This window comes from Streptomyces sp. NPDC058812 (assembly GCF_042744565.1).
Taxonomy (GTDB): Bacteria; Actinomycetota; Actinomycetes; order Streptomycetales; family Streptomycetaceae; genus Streptomyces; species Streptomyces thinghirensis.
On the sequence record NZ_JBHYOB010000008.1, the window covers coordinates 231,373 to 248,411 of the forward strand.

The following is a 17,039-nucleotide window of genomic DNA, read 5'->3' on the forward strand; positions in this document are numbered from 1 at the left end:
GTGCACCGGCGGCGAGAGACAGAGCGAGATGGCACCAGACATGCGGCTGCACATGGCGGCCGTACACAAGGCGTACGGCGGACGGGGGGTGCTGCGCGGTGCTGATCTCGCTGTGTCGGCCGGCACGCTCGCCGGCGTGGTGGGAGAGAACGGTTCGGGCAAGAGCACGCTGATGCGTATCGCGGTGGGGCAGCTCGTGCCGGACCAGGGCACCGTGCGGCGTTTCAGCGCGCTGGGATACTGCCCGCAGCAGGCGGTGGTCAACGACACGCTCACCGTTGCCCAGCATCTGCGGCTGTTCCAGATTGCCTACCGGCTGCCGCGGTTGGACGCGGCCTGGGAGCTGGTGGACCTTCTCGGTTTCACTGCGGAGCGGCGTACTCGGGCGGGCGAGCTCAGTGGCGGTACCCGCCAGAAACTCAATCTGACCTTGGCACTGATGCATGACCCGCCGCTGTTGGTGCTCGATGAGCCATACCAGGGGTTCGACTGGGACACGCACCAGCGCTTCTGGCGACTGGCGGACCGGCTGCGCAGCCGCGGGCGTTCGGTGGTGGTGGTGTCCCACCTGCTGCACGACCAGCAGCACTTCGACTCTGTCCACCATCTGCGCGACGGCCGCCTCCACCGGGCGGGAGCGCCACGATGAGACATCAGTGGACCGCCTTCACCGTGGCTCTCGGATTCACGCTGACCGGTCACCTGCGCAACCGCCTCGCGATGATCATGATTGCCTTCTTCATCCCGACATGGATCTACCTGGTCCGCGCGACGGCCCTGGACAAGGACATCACGTTCAGCAGCGCGCTGGGCATCGAGGTGACCGCGTCGATGAACCGCACCATCCAGGTCTCCAGTGCTCTGCACGCCGGGACGGTGATCGCCGGTTTCATGATGTTCATGGCCACGTTCAGCGCCCGGGACATCGACCTGCGCCTGGTCTTGGCCGGCTATCCCCGGCTGCAGTTGCTGGCCGCCAGGATCGTCGCCCTGCTCCTCGTCACGGTCCTGCTCACTTGTTACACCACGGGTCTGCTGTGGCTGTCCTGGCCGCTGACCCAGCCCGGGGCAGTCGCCACCGCCGTAGCGGCCGCAATCCTCGCCTACGGAGGACTGGGCGTCATGGCCGGATACCTGCTACGGGGCGAGCTGGAGGGGTTCTTCGTCGTGGTGATGGCCACGTTGATCGATGTCGGGATGCAAAGCCCGGTCTCCAACCCTGCCGGGGACCAGGCATGGCTGAGCGCCTTGCCGCTGTACGGGCCCGCACAAGCAGCCCTGGCCGCCTCGTTCACGCACGCAGGCGCCGTCTCCTGCGCGGTCCGGGCCCTTCCCTGGTTCGCAGCAACCAGCCTCTTCGCCTTGCTCATCTTCTGCGTACGCACCCGTCATTACGGCCAGTCCATCACCACGTCGTCACCAGCCACTCTGCACCTGGGAACCGGCTCAAAGGCCACGCGGAGCGGCACCGGCTGACCGCGCGGGCCGCCCACTGCCCCTGCGTTCCACTGAGCCTCCGCCAACCTGAAGTCCCAGTCCAAAGAACTGGTGTGACCGGTCCCCGGGGTACTCGTGCTGGTCGTGGGCGGGAGTCCGCGGAGAAGATCGTCCGTCAGCGGTTGATCTCGAGGTTCGTCAAGACGAGCAGAGCACGCAGGAGGCGGGTGGCGCGAGCGGGATCGGTGCGGGGCTTGGCAAGGATCCGCCAGTTCTTGAGGTGGGCGAAGCCGTGCTCGACCGGCGCCCGTCCGATTGCGAGGACCCTGTTGGCTTACTTCTGCCCCGGGGTGAGCTTGTGGTACGGGTGGCGATGTAGCCGGTAATGATCACAGGGTCGAGGATGTCGTTGTCCAGGCCACGGAAGCCGAGGTCGGTCAGCGCTCCGAGGCCGGCGGCGCGCAGGTGAGCCAGGATGTGGTCGTGACGGGCGGCGGTGTTGTCATGGTGTGGCCGGGCCGGGCAGCGGGCATCCAGATCAGGCGCCCGTTCTCGTCGGTCAGGGCGAGGAAGTGCAGGCCATGGCTTCGGTGCTTGCCGGAGTAGTTTCGCCGGACGGCCTTACCGCTGCGGCGCCTGGTGCGGATGAGGGTGCCGTCGATCAGGACCACTTCTCCGCCCTGCTTGGCGACCTTCTTCAAGGCACGGTCCAGGCGCGGAGCCTGGGCGGCAAGCAGTCCAATCAGCTCGTCGCGCCAACGGCGGACGGTGGACTCGGACACGTTGTTGCCGCCAGCCATGTCGGCCAAGCGCTGATCATGACGCAGCACGGCTAGGACGATCACCGCGACCCTTCCAGGCGACAGGATCCGCCACCTGGAACGGATCAGCTTCAGATGGCGTCGCAGCAGACCGGCGAGGTGGCTGACGGTACGCGTGGACAGCGATAAACGGCACTGGTAAGTAAGTGCGCGGGAATTCTCGGCAGGCCCTTCGTTTTTCGCCAACGACCTCAACCCCACCTGCAGCACCTCCAGTTACGCCGCATCTCACCGGCTCCGACGTGGGAGGGTGGTCTTTGGCCCCCGTCCCGGTGTCTGCTGAAGCCGTTGAACAGGAGGCGGGGCACGGTTGGAGGCGTGAGTGAAGGGCCCTGATATGTCCCGCGGCGCTCGTCTGGCCGCCCACGGCGCCGTTTCCACATCGCTGGCGCTGCGCAGTGACCGCAGTCTGCGCGAGTTCATGGACGCCGGCGCACCGCTGGGGTCGGGCATCGGTGGAAAAATGCTCCTGCTGGAGGTTGAGGGAACCCGGGTCTTCGTCAAGCAGGTACGGCTGACCGATCTGGAGCGACGGCCGGAGCATGTTCACTCCACCGCGAATCTGTTCGGACTCCCAGCCTTCTGCCACTACGGCATCGGCACCATCGGCGGCCCGGGGTTCGGGGCCTGGCGGGAGCTGGCCGCGCACACCATGACGACGAACTGGGTGATCGCGGGAGACTACGAGGGCTTCCCCCTGATGTACCACTGGCGGGTGATCCCAGACTCTGGCCAGCCGCTGCCCGAGGAACTGGCCGATGTGAATCGAGCTGTCGCCTACTGGGGAGGCGGATCAGCGGTGCGCCGAAGGATCGAAGCTCTCCAGCATTCCACGGCAAGCCTCGTGCTGTTCCTGGAGTACATCCCGCAGAACCTGCACGACTGGCTGGGCGTCCAGATCGGGGCCGGCGACGAGGCGGCCGAGCGGGCCTGCGCCATGGTCGACGAGGAGCTGAAAGCCGGCATCTCGTTCATGAACGCCCGCGGACTTCTGCACTTCGACGCCCACTTCGAGAACATCCTCACCGACGGCCGACAGCTCTTCTTCACCGACTTCGGCCTCGCGATCTCCTCACGCTTCGACCTCACACGGGACGAGGCCGACTTCTTCGACCAGCACCGCACCTACGACCAGTACTATGCCGTCACCCACCTGGTGAACTGGCTGGCCGTCGCTCTCTACGGCTACACACCGGAAGAACGCAAAACGTTTGTGAATGCGTGCGCCCAAGGGGTGCCCCCAGAGGGGGTTCCCGCGTCGGTCGCGACGCTCCTTGTCCGTCACGCACCGGTCGCCGCGGTGATGGGCAAGTTCTATCGCGAGTTTCAGCAGGTGAGCCGAGCAGCTCCCCATCCGCTGGCAACGATCTGTCGGATGCGGCGAAGTACGTGATCAGCGGCAGCCGGTCACAGGCAGGTGGTGAACCGGCCGTCGGGTAGCTTCCGCAGCCGGCTGCGGTCGGCGAGTCTGACCAGCTTTCCGCGCAGCGGTTCCAGCTTGGATCGGATGTTGACGTCCACCCAGCATTTCGCCGACCTGCCGAGCCATGACAGGTCCAGCGGCCTGTCTCACGGCGGCGAGAATGCGCTGGTAGTCCGGCGGAAGCACGTTCTCCTTCACATCGGAGGTGCGGTGTGGGATCAGCACGACCGCCCGCCCACCCACCTGCGCGGGCACCAACGAGGCCGAGACGCGCTCATTCGCGATCTGTTCGCCCACCCGCCAAAAACCCGTTCGGCGACAGCAAGTTCGTCTCGCTCAGCCCGCACCTCCACCAGCTGCCTGGCCAGCTTCTCTTCGAGTTCGTCCAGTTCCGCGCGCCGCGCGGTGATCCGTTCCAGCAGCTCGGGATCCATGCACCGGATCGTAAATAGCCGCCTGACTCCAGCGAGTAGAAACCAGCGAACTTTCCGGATCTGTCAGACGATCTACTCCGCAGACTGCTGCCCACGACCAGCGCGAGCACTTCGAGAGCCGACCGCACCAGACCGCTGACCTGCTCATTCAAGTTGGCGGAGGCTCACTGCACCTCCCCTCGCCGGGCGGCGTCACAGGCATGTCGGCGTCACCACTCTCCGTTGCCATCGCCATCACGCTCTCGGACGGCAAACGCCAGGCAGGTGCGACCGCCGGCGCGGGTGTCCGGTTGCCCGGCCCGCACCCGTACAGGGGCAGAGCCTGCGGTACGGGTGCGGTTCCGTGCCCGGCGGGCGGGAGCCGTTCCTTGCCCGGGCAGACGGTCGTTGCACCACGTGTGGAGAACGGCGAAGAGAGACACACCTGCATGACCGGAGGCGATGGTGCCGGTATTCCTGGCCCGTGGCGGCGCTGGCGGAGTAGGCGAGGCTCGTGGACACCCGCGGAGGTCGCCGATCTCTCCGGACAGGCGGCAGTGGTGACGGGCTCCTCCTGCGGCATCGGCGCGGCAGCGGCCGAACACCTGGCCCGGCACAGAGCACACGTAATCATCCTGTGCCCGTCCGCCTCCCAAGGTCGCGCGTCAGCTGACGCTTTACGCCGCCGCGTCGCGGCGGCGCGGGTGAACAGCGTCATGTGTGACCTGGCTCAGCTCAATCAGGTACGCGAGGCCGCCGAACAGATCACGCAGCTCGTGGGAGGGCGGCTGGACCTGCTGGTCAACAACGCCGGCGTGGCCGCATTGCCGTACACCCGCTCCCCGGCCGGGTTCGAGATGCACTTCGCCGTGAACCACCTCGGTCACTTCGCTCTGACCGGACACCTGCTGCCCGCTCTGCTGGGCGCGTCGCAGCCCCGCGTGGTGAACGTCTCTTCCGTCCTGCACTGGCTGGGCCGGTGCAGGACCGACCGTCCGCACCGGCCCCGGCGCTACCACCGCTGGCGGGCCTATTTCGACTCCAAAGCGGCGAACCTGCTGTTCACTCACGGGCTCACGGCGTGGGCGCGATCCCGTGAGCTGCCGCTACGGGCGGTTGCCGCCCATCCTGGCCTGGCCAACACCGCCTTGGGCTCCCGCGCTCTGCGCACCGACGGCCGTCGCCTCGAGGCCCGGCTGCTGGAATGGGGGCAAGCACAATGGCACTCCCCGCCGGAGGCGGCCTGGCCACTCCTGAGAGCCGCAACCGACCCCCATGTCGTCGGTGGAGAATTCTTCGGTCCAGGAGGTCGCTGGGAATGGTCCGGCACTCCGGTACGTGTACGGGCCGCGCAGCGTGCCCATGACGCCCGTGCCGTCGAGCAGTTGTGGCGCCTGTCCCAACGACTGACCGGTCACCCGTTCCCGACTTCGCCGAGGTGGCCCGTTCAGAGGGAGGCACACTCATGACGGCACCGCGGCCGACCGTGGAGCAGTTCGCCAGAAGCCGGCGGTTCGCCAGAAGCCGGCAGCGGTTCCTGCGCAAGGTCGGTGACAGCCGGCTCCTGCGCCGCTGGGGCCCGCGCCTGCTGCCCCGCCTGGACCTGCGGTTCCACCGGTGGACCAAGGGCCGCTGGATGCCCAGCCGGCTGCTGGCTCCCGTCCTGGTCCTCCACACCACCCGCCGTGACGGCACTGCCTGCGCCACGCCTCTCCTGGCCGGCCGGGCCGCCGCCGACACCTTCATCGTCATGGCGACCAACTTCGGCCGGCCCCGGCACCCCTCCTGGTCCCATCACGTACTGCGTGAACCGCACGCCACAGTCGACTGGCGCGGCACTTCTCTGTCGGTACGGGCGCGTCTGCTGACTCCCCAAGAACAGCAAGCGGTCCGAGACCACATCATCGCCTGGATGCCCTGCTTCGACGACTACGCCCACCACAGCCGACGCGATATCCGGGTCTTCGCCCTCACTGTTGTCGTCAGCCCGCAGACACCCTGAAAGCACCACGAGCGTGCCGGAGGCAGCCGGACAGCGTCCAGTGACCTGAGCGGCACCTCCACTGTATGGCTGGGGTGTCGAGGGCCGAGCGGGTGTGAGCGGAGACGTTTCCGGGCTGCGGGGTGATCAGTGTGGCCGGCTGCGACGCCTGGTACTCGGTGATCGGCGGCCGCCGCGCACCTGGGCCTGACCGCCCGCCGCGACCTCTCCCTGCCGCTGCACGGCCTGGCCGCCAAGGAGCGCGCTCACGTCGCCACGGTGATCGGGCAGCTCCAGCTCCACACCGACAGCCCGGCGCCCCTGGCCTGCGTCTCCGACGACGGCGCTGTCGTGGGCATCTTGCCGGTGCGTCAATGCGGGTCCTGAGCACAACCTCGGCGTGGCGTACCGGAGGTGCTGAAGGCGGTGAACTCCGCTTGGCCGGACCGCGGAAGAGGGTCCCGCCGGGTGTGCCCGTCCTCGATCCGTACGACTCGTTGATCGACAAGACGCTGTGGGCGGACCTGGACGCGTCGTGCGTGTCGGGCCTGTTCGCCTCGGTACCGCGCGGCTGATCCGTAGAGATGACGGAACTCTTACACGAGCGCCGCCACAGCTGACATACGGGTGTTCCACGGGGTGCACTTCTCGACAGCCGAATATTTGATCTTTGGATGGAGTGAGCATGAGAGGGATACGTTCCGTGGTCACGGCGGCCCTGGGCCTGGCCGCCTGCCTCGGCGTTCCTGCCGCCGCGTCGGCGGCCACGACGACCGATGTGCCCGAGACGTTGCGGATCTCCGACGGCCCTTACGCGGGCTTCCAGCTCTGTGGCCGTCAGCCCCAACCGACGTTCAGCACGACCAACACGTTCGGACCGCTGTTCGCCGCCTCGGTCAAGGGCCTGGACCCGCAGCCCGACCTGGGCGGGACGCTGGAACTCGCGCGCCTGGGCGAACAGCCGTTCCGGACAATCCCGGTCAGTACGGGGCCGCTCGGCCACGGGTGGGACATCCAGCTCCCCACCAGCACCTTCAGCCCGGGTGACTACCAATGGCGGATCCGCGCCGAGGGCCCCGACGGCCCGTCCGCCTGGTCGGCGTGGTGCACGTTCACCGTGACCGGCCCGGCGGCAACGCCCACCCGGTTCACCTACAGCCCCGACGGCGGCGCGCACTGCCTGGACGTGAGCGGCGCCGGCAAGGAGAACGCCACGCCGGTGCAGTTGTGGGACTGCAACGGCTCTCTGGGCCAGATCTGGCAGACCACGCCCGAGGGCACCTTGGTGAATCCGAACTCCGGCAAGTGCTTGGACGTGGCCGACGGGGGAACCGCCAACGGCACCACGGTGCAGATCTACACGTGCAACGGCACCGGCGCCCAGCAGTGGCGCTACGACCAGCCCACCCCGGCCGCCTTCACCAACCCCCGGTCCGGCAAGTGCCTGGACGTGCCCTACGCGAACTTCGCCAACGGGGTCCGGGTCCAGATCCACGAGTGCAACGGCACCGGCGCCCAGGCCTGGAAGCAGTTCACCCCCGCCTGACCTGACGGTGGCCGCCGTCCCCGCGCCACGTCCGGCCAGGGGACGGCGGCCAGACTGCCGGCCGAGCACGGCTGGAGCCTGCCGGTGATCAACCGGTGAAAGGTGCCGCAAGCGGCCCCGAACGAAGGCGGCGACAGCGACAGGCCCGCGGATCTACCGAGTCGAGCTGGAGACGCACGAGCGTGGCGCCGGCCGGTACTTCGAGACCTGCGGCATAGCCTGGCCATGGCCGCCGAACGCCTGCGAACGGCCACCCGCCGAGTTGCGGGGCCCACGTACCGCGGGCCTGATGTCACGCGGAGGCGATCATGCAGATCGGGGAGCTGTCCGAGCGCACTGGCGCAGGCCGCCGCTCGATTCGCTCCTACGAGCGGCAGGGCTTGCCGGAGGCGGCACGGACGAGCAAGGGCTGAGGACCGAAGACTTCTTGGCCTGCGACAGCAGTCCCGACGAAGTCCTCGCCATGCACGAGCAGCGCTTGGCACGCGGAGGCCAAGGCGGCGGAACTCCAGCGGCACCGGAGCGAACTCGTGGAGCGCATCGCCCATCTGCGGGCCGAAGCGGCGGATACAGGGGGCTCCGCACGGCTGCTGCGTTCCGGCGCTCGACCCTGACACCGGTGTCACTGCCTAGCGTGCGACGGACGTACCGCGTTCCACGGAGGTGGTAGACCGCTGAAGAGAGCTGCCCCGCCGGGCTGGCCGTACATCTTGTTCCTGACCCCGGACGGTGACGGGTGCGCGTGTGGCCGTGGCCCTGTGTGCAGCGGCGGTGGCCTCGGCGGCCCTCGCCACGCCAGCCGCCCGTGCCCCTGACGGCGCGCAGGGACGGTACCTGGGTGTTGTGACGGCCGGGATGACCGCCGCGCTGTTCAGCGGAGTGCCGTTGGGCTCATGGCTGGGCGGGGCCCTCGGGTGGCGTGCGACATCCTGGACGATCGCCGCGGTCGGGGCAATCGCAGCTGCGGGCCTGCTGGCCACCGCGCCGCTCGTGCCCGGCGGCGCGGTGGCCCCGCTGCGAGAACGCCTGGCGCCACTGCGCAACCGTGCTGTACTCCGCCTAGTGGCCGTGACATTCCTGGCGGCAAGCGGCGGCCCGATGTTCTACACCTGCCTCGGACCGTTCACGTCTGAGGTCGCAGGCAGCTCGTACGTCCTGCTGTCGTTCGTGCTGTTCCTCGTCGGAGCTGCCGGCCTCGCCGGGGCCTTGTTGGTCGGGGCGAGCAGGGGATGCCTGGGGCCCGCAGCGAAGCCTGCGCGGGGTCCTCGCGGGCCACGCCATCGCGCTGGCTCTGGCCGCCGGGCTCGCCTTGAGCGGCATCGGCGATCGGTACGTTCTGACTGCGGTCGCATGTTGGGCCTTCTTCGCCTGGGCCCTTACCCCGCCCCCGGTGCAGGGACCCCGCGGAGGATCCATGGCAACGCAATGCTGCCGACCTCAGCTACGACCTCCAAGGCACGGCCACCGTCTACTCCGAACCGGACGGCCAGGGCCCCGTGGTCAGCTCCTTCGGCGGAGGACCGGGAAAGCACCAGCATCTCCTCCGCCGACAGCGACGTCGTCACCTGACAAGCCGGCGCCCACACCGCGCATCGCCTTCCGCAAACGGAACTACGGCAACCGGCATAGCGGCGGCCACCGTGCGGGAAGGGCGGCTCGATGAACAGGGCACCGCCCAAGCCAAGCAGCACCGGCAACAGCCGATGCGTCCCGGACGATCGGCCGGTCACGCGGTAGACGTGGGGCGCTGCGCCGGAGCCGCAGACCGGCGGATGCGCATGGAGAAACCGAGGTTACTGCCCGCTGGGATGGTGAAGAAACCAAGGGAATCTGTTGTGTGTTCTGCCTGGCGACGGGCACCAGGAGCGGCGGAGGTTGATAACTATGGTTCCCCTGCTTCTCGTCCTGCTGCTGGCTCTCATCCTGTTCGGTGCGGGCTTCGCCCTCAAGGCACTGTGGTGGATCGCTGTGATCGTGCTGGTGGTCTGGCTGCTGGGCTTCGTCATCCGTACCGCGGGCAGCGGTGGTCGTAAGGGCCGGTGGTATCGCTGGTAGTTCAGCCAGCACGAACCGAACCGAGCCCGTGGTGGGGCCCCGGACAGTGTCCGGGGCCCCAGCCCCGTCCGGCCAGCCCGGCTGCCTGTAGCCGTTTCATGCCGGTGAGCACGATGGGGAGCTTCCCGCCGGCGTCCCTCACCTTCCGCCGGCCACCGCTGCACTTGTCGATCTACGCCGCTGGACCTGCGCGGACGCACAGCGGTTGTCGATCCCCACGAACCGCAACGACACCCCGTCCTCGACGAGGTGTGTGCGATGTCCGCCTGGGCACCGCCCATGCCGGGAGTGAACCACGGGCCCGTCTCGGACAGCGCCACCTACGTCGCGTAGGAGGCGAGGGCTCCCCAACCCGTCCGGTCCGTCGACAGCAGCCCGCGCGGCCACGATCGCTTCGGTCGGCTCCCCGGCGAGGGGCCCGGTACGGCGTCTGGCGCCCGGCCGGTGGAGCCCATCTCCGCCCTCATGCGGCCTTCAGGCCATAGAGGTGAGGTCGCGCGGCGTCTCTGCGCCCCGGGTCCGGCCGCCGTTCCCCACCAGGCCCCGCTCGCGCGGTCGGAGAGCGCGCCCAGGTGTGCGGCGAACCGGATCAGCCGCCACCGGGCACACCGACCACCACTCCTCCGGGCGCCACCGCCGCCGTCCGACACCGATGATCCGTTAAGAACCCGCCCGAGCGGCTGAATCCGATGCGTTGGGGCGTTGTGAGTCTCCGACGCGCTACTACTCGCAATCCAGACATCCTCGGCCCACGCCCAGCCGCATGCCGAAATGTCCAGTGCCACGCACGGTCGACCTGACGGCGTGGTGGAGAGCGCGCCGGAAGCCGGGCGCCTCCCGGCTTCCTCGTGGTGAAGGACGGACCGCTCATGCATGCACAACCCGATGTCGAGGAGCCCGGAGCGGCTCAGGACGAGCCGGTCGCGGTCGTCGGCGCCGCTTGCCGGTTCCCCGGCGAGGTCAGGTCCCTCGCCTCGCTCTGGCGGTTGCTGATGGCGCGCCGGGAGACCGTACGGGAGGTGCCCGGTGACCGGTGGGAGCAGGCGGAGCTGGCCGGTCTCCCCGCCCAGGTCGCGGACCGGCTGCGGTACGGCTGTTTCCTGGACGACGATGTCTACGCGTACGAGCCGGAGTTCTTCGGGATCAACGCGCAGGAGGCGCCCTGGGTCGATCCGGAGCACAGGTTGCTGTCCGAGGTGGTCTGGGAGGCCATCGAGCACGCCGGCATCCCGGCCCAGCGGCTGTCGGGCACGCCCACGGGCATGTTCTTCGGGGTCTACCAGAAGGACTACATGCTGCGTGTGCAACGGCCTCTCGAGGAGGTCAACGCCTACGCGATGTACACCGGTTTCGACAGCATCGGTCCCGGCCGCGTCGGCTTCATGCTGAACCTCAGAGGTCCTCAGGTCGTCGTGGAGAGCGCCTGCGCGTCCGGTCTGGTCGCCGTGCACTCCGCCTGCCAGAGCCTGCGGGCCGGCGAGTCGGACGTGGCGCTGGCCGGGGCCGCGATGCTGACCCTGGGACCGGAGGGTGTTATCGCGCCCGCGCTGTGGGGTGTGTTCTCCCCCACCGGCCGCTGCCACGCCTTCGACGCCGCCGCCGACGGCTACGTGCGCGGAGAGGGCTGCGGGGTGGTCGTGCTCAAGCGCCTTTCGGACGCGGTACGGGCGGGGGACCGGGTGCTGGCGGTGCTGCGTGGCACGGCGGTCAACCAGAACGGGCGGGGTACGCGGCTGAGCGCGCCCTCGGAGCCCGCGCAGATCGATCTGTACCGTCTGGCGCTGGAGCGCGCGGGTGTGGAGGCCGCTGACGTCGGCATGGTCGAGGCACACGGTCCGGGCACGGCGGTGGGCGACCCCATCGAGTTCGCCGCGGTGGCCGCCGTGTACGGCAAGGGCCGTGACCGGTGTGCGCTGGGCTCGGTGAAGACGAACATCGGTCACACCGAACCGGTGTCGGGGGTGGCGGGTCTGCTGAAGGCCATCGCGTCCCTGCGCCACGGCAGGGTGCCGGCCAGCCTGCACTTCCGGGACTGGAACCCGCAGATCAACGCCGACGGCACCCGGCTGTTCGTGCCCACCGACACGACCGAGTGGCCGGTGCGGGACGGTACCCGGCTGGCGGCGGTGTCGTCCTTCGGTATCAGCGGCACCAACGCGCACATCGTTGTGGAGCAACCGCCCTCGTCCTCCCCGGCCCGGCGTACGGCCCGTCCGGTTGCGACCGACGGGTCCGCCCCGCTCAGGGTCGACGAGTCCACCCCGTTCACGGAGGACGGCTCCGCCCCGCTCCGGGCCGGCGAGCCCCTGCGCGTGTTCCCGCTGTCCGCGGGCACTCCCGTCGCCCTGCGGGCCGCGGCCGGCCGTCTGGCCCGGTGGCTGCGGGGAGAGGGTTCGCAGGTCCCGCTGGGCGATGTGGCGCACACCCTGGCCGTGCGCCGCTCGCCCGCCCGGGAGCGGGCCGCCGTCGTCGCCGCCGACCGGCCGGAGCTGGTGGCACGGCTGGAGGAACTGGCGGCCGGGACGGCGCTGCCCACCGGGGTGGCGACCGGCAGGCCGGTGCCGGACGCCGCGCAGGGCGTGGTGTGGGTCTTCTCCGGACACGGCTCCCAGTGGGCGGGCATGTGCCGTCAACTCCTCGACCGGGACACGGAGTTCACCCGGATCATCGACGTACTCGAACCGCTCGTTGCCGAGGAGTCCGGCTTCTCGCTGCGTGAGACCCTGTGCCGTCCCGAGGTGGTGACCGGGTTCGACCGGGTGCAGCCGGTGATCTTCGCCATCCAGTTGGGTCTGGCGGCGATGTGGCGGTCCCACGGCGTCGAACCGGCCGCCGTGATCGGCCACTCCATGGGAGAGGTCGCCGCCGCGGTGGCCTCGGGAGCGCTGACCGTACGCGACGGGGTGCGGGTGATCTGCCGGCGGTCCCGCCTGATCCTGCGGACCGCCGGACAGGGCCTGATGGCCTCGGTCGCCCTGAGCCGTGCCGAAGTCGAACGGCTGCTGGCGGAGGACGACGTACGCGGGGTGAGTGTCGCGGTCGTCGCGTCACCGGAGAACACCGTCATCGGCGGTGACGCGGACCGCATCCGCCGTCTCGCCGAGGACTGGGACGCCCGCGGCGTGGGCATCCGCGTGATCGACGTCGATGTCGCCTCGCACACCGCCCACATGGACCCGATCCTGCCCGACCTCGCCGACGCGCTCGCCGAGGTCGACGGCAGGCAGCCGACAGCGGCCTTCTACAGCACCGTCACCGACGACCCGCGCGAACGTGCCACCTTCGACGCCGCCTACTGGTCGGACAACCTCCGCAGGGTGGTGCGCTTCACCGACGCGGTGCGGGCCGCGGCCGAGGACGGGCACCGGTTGTTCGTCGAGATCGGGCCCCACCCCATGCTGGCCCACCCGGTGCAGGCCACGCTCACCGCGCACTCCCACAGCGGCACGGCGGTCGTGCCCTCCCTGCTGCGCGACACCGACGACGCGCTGGCGTTCCACGCCCACGTGGCGGCGCTGCACTGCGCCGGCCACCCGCTGGACTGGGCCGACCGCTACGGCGACGGCGCCCTGGCCGACGTACCGCCGACCACCTGGGAGCGTACGCGGTACGTCGTCGATCCTTCCCCCCTGCGTCAGTCGGCCGGGGCGCACTCCTCCCCCGCCTCGCACCCGCTGACCGGACCGCACACCGCGGACCCCGATGGTGAGGGCCGCCACCTGTGGCAGACCCGCGTCACCCCCACGACCCTGCCCTGGCTGGACGCGCACCGCGTCAACGATGTGACCGTGGTGCCCGGCGCGGCTCTGTGCGAGATGGCCTTCGCCGCCGCGGCCGATCTGTACACCGCCGGCCCCGGGCGTCTGCGCGTCACCGGTGTCGAACTGGAACGGCTGCTGCTGCCGGCCACCGACGGCACGCCCGTCACCGCCACCGCCGAGGAGGCCGGCCCGGACACCGCCCGCTGGCGGGTGGTCAGCACCACCGCCGACGGCACTTCCGTCCGGCACGCCCAGGCGTCCCTGCACGTCACGCCCGAAGGCGGTCCCGTCCCGCAGGGCCGCGACCCGCGGCAGTTGCTCGCGGAGTTCCCCCTGGTCGTGGACACGGCGGACGTCTACCGGCAGATGCGTGAGGAGCGCGGTGTGCATCACGGCCCGTCCTTCCTCGGCCTGCAGTCCCTGCACGGGGACGGGGCTCCGGCGGACCGCGCGGGCGCGCGGCTCCTGGCCCGTCTCCGGGTACCCGACGGGGGTCGTGGCGGGGCGCAGTCGCTCCACTGCCATCCGGTCGCGCTGGACACCTGCCTCCAGGCCGTCGCCGGTGCCGTACTACGCACCGGGGGCGTGCCCGCCGGTGGCATCCTGCCCCGGAGCATCGAGGAGCTGCGGCTGTACGCAACCGTCCCGCTGAGCGGATACTGCCTGGTCACCCTGACGGGGACGGACGGCGACCGGTACACGGCGGACTTCCGGCTGTGGGCCGACGACGGGTCCGTGGCCGCCGACGCCACCGGCGTGGAGTTCCGCCACGTGCCCGCCGAGAGCGCCGAGGAACGCTTCGAGCGCCGTCTGCTCCGGGCGTCCTGGGAGCCGAGCGAGCGTCCTGAGCCGAGGGAAGCGACCGGCGGCTGGGTGCTGCTGGCGGAGCCCGGGCGCGAGCCGTACGCGGCCGACCTGGGCCGGGCCCTGGAGGAACGGGGCGCCGCGGTGGACGTCCGGACACTCGCCCCCCTCGGCGCCGCGCCGGTCCTGCCCTCCGGGCCCGCGTGGCAGGCGGTGGTGTACCTGCCCGCGTCCGGCGGCGCGTCACGACCCGACCGGCACGCCCGCGAACAGGTCGCCCGCCTGGCGGAGACGGCCCGCGCACTGGTGCGGGGCGCGGACGGCGAGGCGGCACCACGCCTGTGGACCGTCACCGGCACCGCGCAGCAGGTCCTGCCCGAGGACGGACCCGACCTGGAACAGGCCGGTCTGCGCGGGCTCGTACGGGTCCTGAGCTACGAGCACCCCGAACTGCGCCCCGGCGTCCTGGACGTCGACGCGCCGACGCCGGTCGAGGACGTGGCCGCGGAGCTGTTGTCCTGCCCGGATGAGCAGGACGAGGTCGCCTACCGGCACGGGACGCGTCATCTGGCGCGACTGCGCAACGCCCCGCTGGACGAGCGGGAACGCCGCCGCGCCACCGTCGACCGCGCGCGTGACCGGGTGGCCCTCCACCTCGCGCGCCCCGGCGACCTGGACTCCTTCGAGTGCGTCGCCCAGTCCCGCCGCCGACCCGCTCGGGGCGAGGTGGAGATCCGCCTCGACGCCACCAGCGTCAACTTCATCAACGTGCTCCAGGCCATGGGTGTCTACCAACGCTTCAGCGCGGGCGAGGAGCACGGCGACGTCAGCGCGTTCGACGGCGCGGGCGTCGTCACCGCCGTCGGCGACGGCGTCCGGGGCGTACGGGAGGGCGACCGGGTCGCCGCGATGTTCGTGGACGCGGCCGAAGACACCGTCATGTCCTCCTTCGCGAACGTCCGCGCCGACTGCCTCCTGCCGGTGCCGGACGGGATGAGCGCGCAGGACGCCGCCGCCCTGCCGTGCGCCTACCTGACCGCCTGGTACGCCCTGCGGCATCTGGCCAGGATCCGGCCGGGCGAGAAGTTGCTCATCCACTCGGCGAGCGGCGGAACGGGCCTGGCCGCGCTGAATCTCGCGCGAGCCTGTGGCGCCGAGGTCTGGGCCACCGCGGGCAGCGAGGCCAAGCGGGCGTACCTGCGTGGCCTGGGGGTCGCGCACGTCATGGACTCCCGCACCCTGGACTTCGCCGACCAGGTGCGTGATCTCACCGAGGGGCGCGGCGTCGACGTCGTACTCAACTCCCTCACCGGTCCGGCGCAGTCCGCGAGCCTCGATCTGCTGGCGCACCGGGGCCGCTTCCTCGAACTCGGCAAGCGGGACATCTACGCCAACACCCGGCTGGGGCTGCTGCCCTTCCGGCACAACGTCACCTTCGCCGGCGTCGATGTGCTGATGATGATGCGGCAGGACCCGGAACTGCTCGCCGAGGGCTACCGTGAGCTGGCCGGCATGCTCGCGGACGGCACCCTGCCGCCGCTGCCCGTCACCGAACACCCCGTCGCCGAGGCGTCGTCGGCCTTCCACACCATGGCTTCCGCCCGGCACACCGGCAAACTCGTCCTCACCTGGCCCGCCGAGGGCACCGACACCCTGCCCGTGCGACCGGAGGACGTCCCCGTCGTACGGGTCGACGCGAGCTACCTGGTCACGGGCGGCCTCGGCGGACTGGGACTCCTGGTCGCCCGGTGGCTGGCCGAACGGGGCGCCGCGGCCGTCGTACTCATCTCCCGCAGTGCCCCCACCGCAGCCACTCGAACGGCCCTCGACGCCATCACCGCCGACTTCGGCACCCGCGTCGAGGTCGTGAGCGGGGACCTCGCCGAACCGGGCGTCGCCGACACCCTCGTACGGGCCGCCCTGGCCACGGGGCACCCGCTGCGCGGTGTCGTCCACGCAGCGGCCGTCGTCGAGGACGCCACCGTCGCCAACCTCTCCCCCGCCCTCCTGGAGAAGGTCTGGCACCCCAAGGCCACCGGCGCCTGGCTTCTCCACCACGCCACGGGCGGCCAGGAACTGGACTGGTGGGTCAGCTTCTCCTCCGCCGCGTCGCTGCTGGGCAACCCCGGTCAGGGCGCCTACGCCGCCGCCAACGCCTGGCTGGACGAGTTCACCTCCTGGCGCCGGGCCCAGGGACTGCCGGCCACCTGCGTCAACTGGGGGCCGTGGGCAGAGGTCGGCCGCGGCACCGGGATGGCGGAACGCGGCTACGCCATGATCGCGCCCGCGGAGGGCATCGCAGCCCTGGAACGCGTGCTCTCCCACGACCGTGATCGCACCGCCTACACGCCCGTCGACATGGCACGGTGGCTGGAGTCCTACCCCGCCACCGCCCGCACCGCCTTCTTCGCCGAGCTGGCCGCCTCGGCGGTGGGCGCGGACTCCGCCGGCACCCGCAGCGTCCTGCTGGACTCCCTGCGGGAGACGAGCTGCCCCCAGCAGCGGCAGCAGATCCTCCAACCCCAGGTCGTCGAACACATCTCCGCGGTGCTGCGGTTGGAGACCGACCGGTTCGACGCCAACACGTCCCTGGTGACCCTCGGCCTGGACTCGCTGATGGCCATCGCCCTGCGCAACCGCCTGCAACGTGAACTGGCCCTGGAGATCCCCACCACGGTGATGTGGACCCACCCGACGGCCTCCGCGCTCACCCGCTACCTCCTGGCCCGCCTCGACCCCGAACAGGGACAGGACAACGTGCCCCCCGAGACGGACCCGGCCGCCACCCCCTCGTAGGC

The 17,039-nt window shown here is 70.5% G+C and carries 13 protein-coding genes; 11 read left to right on the forward strand and 2 right to left on the reverse strand.

From position 1 onward, the window contains the following. Window positions 1–40 precede the first annotated feature (40 nt). Both ACFW48_RS19020 and ACFW48_RS19025 read left to right on the forward strand, forming a co-directional pair. Window positions 41–649 (forward strand): ATP-binding cassette domain-containing protein, encoded by a 609-nt coding sequence (locus ACFW48_RS19020; protein ID WP_386316027.1) that lies wholly within the window; start codon window positions 41–43, stop codon window positions 647–649. Next, window positions 646–1,476, forward strand: coding sequence for a hypothetical protein (locus ACFW48_RS19025; protein WP_386316029.1), 831 nt, complete (start codon window positions 646–648; stop codon window positions 1,474–1,476). Before ACFW48_RS19020 ends, ACFW48_RS19025 begins: the two co-directional genes overlap by 4 nt. A gap of 398 nt (window positions 1,477–1,874) precedes the next feature. On the opposite strand, the gene ACFW48_RS19030 is transcribed toward ACFW48_RS19025, so the two are convergent. Beyond that, window positions 1,875–2,444 carry a transposase family protein gene (locus ACFW48_RS19030; protein ID WP_386316031.1) on the reverse strand — a complete coding sequence of 190 codons (570 nt, stop codon included), beginning with the start codon at window positions 2,442–2,444 and terminating at the stop codon, window positions 1,875–1,877. Window positions 2,445–2,595: 151 nt separating this feature from the next. On the opposite strand from ACFW48_RS19030, the gene ACFW48_RS19035 reads away from it, so the two are divergent. Then, on the forward strand, window positions 2,596–3,651 hold the full coding sequence (locus ACFW48_RS19035; protein ID WP_386316033.1) for a protein kinase family protein: 1,056 nt from the start codon (window positions 2,596–2,598) through the stop codon (window positions 3,649–3,651). 248 nt (window positions 3,652–3,899) lie between these two features. On the opposite strand, the gene ACFW48_RS19040 is transcribed toward ACFW48_RS19035, so the two are convergent. Beyond that, on the reverse strand, window positions 3,900–4,115 hold the full coding sequence (locus tag ACFW48_RS19040) for a hypothetical protein (RefSeq protein WP_386316035.1): 216 nt from the start codon (window positions 4,113–4,115) through the stop codon (window positions 3,900–3,902). Window positions 4,116–4,654: 539 nt separating this feature from the next. Here ACFW48_RS19040 and ACFW48_RS19045 point away from each other — a divergent pair. From ACFW48_RS19045 to ACFW48_RS19080, 8 genes are all read left to right on the forward strand, one after another. Continuing rightward, window positions 4,655–5,563: an SDR family NAD(P)-dependent oxidoreductase gene (locus tag ACFW48_RS19045; protein WP_386316036.1), complete on the forward strand. Its 909-nt coding sequence runs from the start codon at window positions 4,655–4,657 to the stop codon at window positions 5,561–5,563. Continuing rightward, a complete protein-coding gene (locus ACFW48_RS19050) occupies window positions 5,560–6,096 on the forward strand; it encodes a nitroreductase/quinone reductase family protein (protein WP_386316038.1) in 537 nt (178 codons plus the stop codon). Before ACFW48_RS19045 ends, ACFW48_RS19050 begins: the two co-directional genes overlap by 4 nt. 416 nt (window positions 6,097–6,512) lie before the next feature. After that, window positions 6,513–6,650 carry a hypothetical protein gene (locus ACFW48_RS19055; RefSeq protein WP_386316040.1) on the forward strand — a complete coding sequence of 46 codons (138 nt, stop codon included), beginning with the start codon at window positions 6,513–6,515 and terminating at the stop codon, window positions 6,648–6,650. A 110-nt stretch (window positions 6,651–6,760) separates the two neighbouring features. Then, complete coding sequence (locus tag ACFW48_RS19060; protein WP_386316042.1) at window positions 6,761–7,621, forward strand: RICIN domain-containing protein; 861 nt, start codon at window positions 6,761–6,763, stop codon at window positions 7,619–7,621. A 308-nt stretch (window positions 7,622–7,929) separates the two neighbouring features. Continuing rightward, the gene (locus tag ACFW48_RS19065; RefSeq protein ID WP_386316044.1) at window positions 7,930–8,034 is read left to right on the forward strand and encodes a MerR family DNA-binding transcriptional regulator; all 105 of its coding nucleotides are present in this window, start codon (window positions 7,930–7,932) and stop codon (window positions 8,032–8,034) included. 358 nt (window positions 8,035–8,392) lie between these two features. Then, a complete protein-coding gene (locus ACFW48_RS19070; protein WP_386316310.1) occupies window positions 8,393–9,190 on the forward strand; it encodes an MFS transporter in 798 nt (265 codons plus the stop codon). A gap of 315 nt (window positions 9,191–9,505) precedes the next feature. Continuing rightward, entirely contained in the window at window positions 9,506–9,676 is a 171-nt protein-coding gene (locus ACFW48_RS19075; protein WP_386316046.1) for a DUF5670 family protein, read from the forward strand. Between the two features lie 869 nt (window positions 9,677–10,545). Next, window positions 10,546–17,037: an SDR family NAD(P)-dependent oxidoreductase gene (locus ACFW48_RS19080; RefSeq protein ID WP_386316048.1), complete on the forward strand. Its 6,492-nt coding sequence runs from the start codon at window positions 10,546–10,548 to the stop codon at window positions 17,035–17,037. Window positions 17,038–17,039 lie beyond the last annotated feature (2 nt).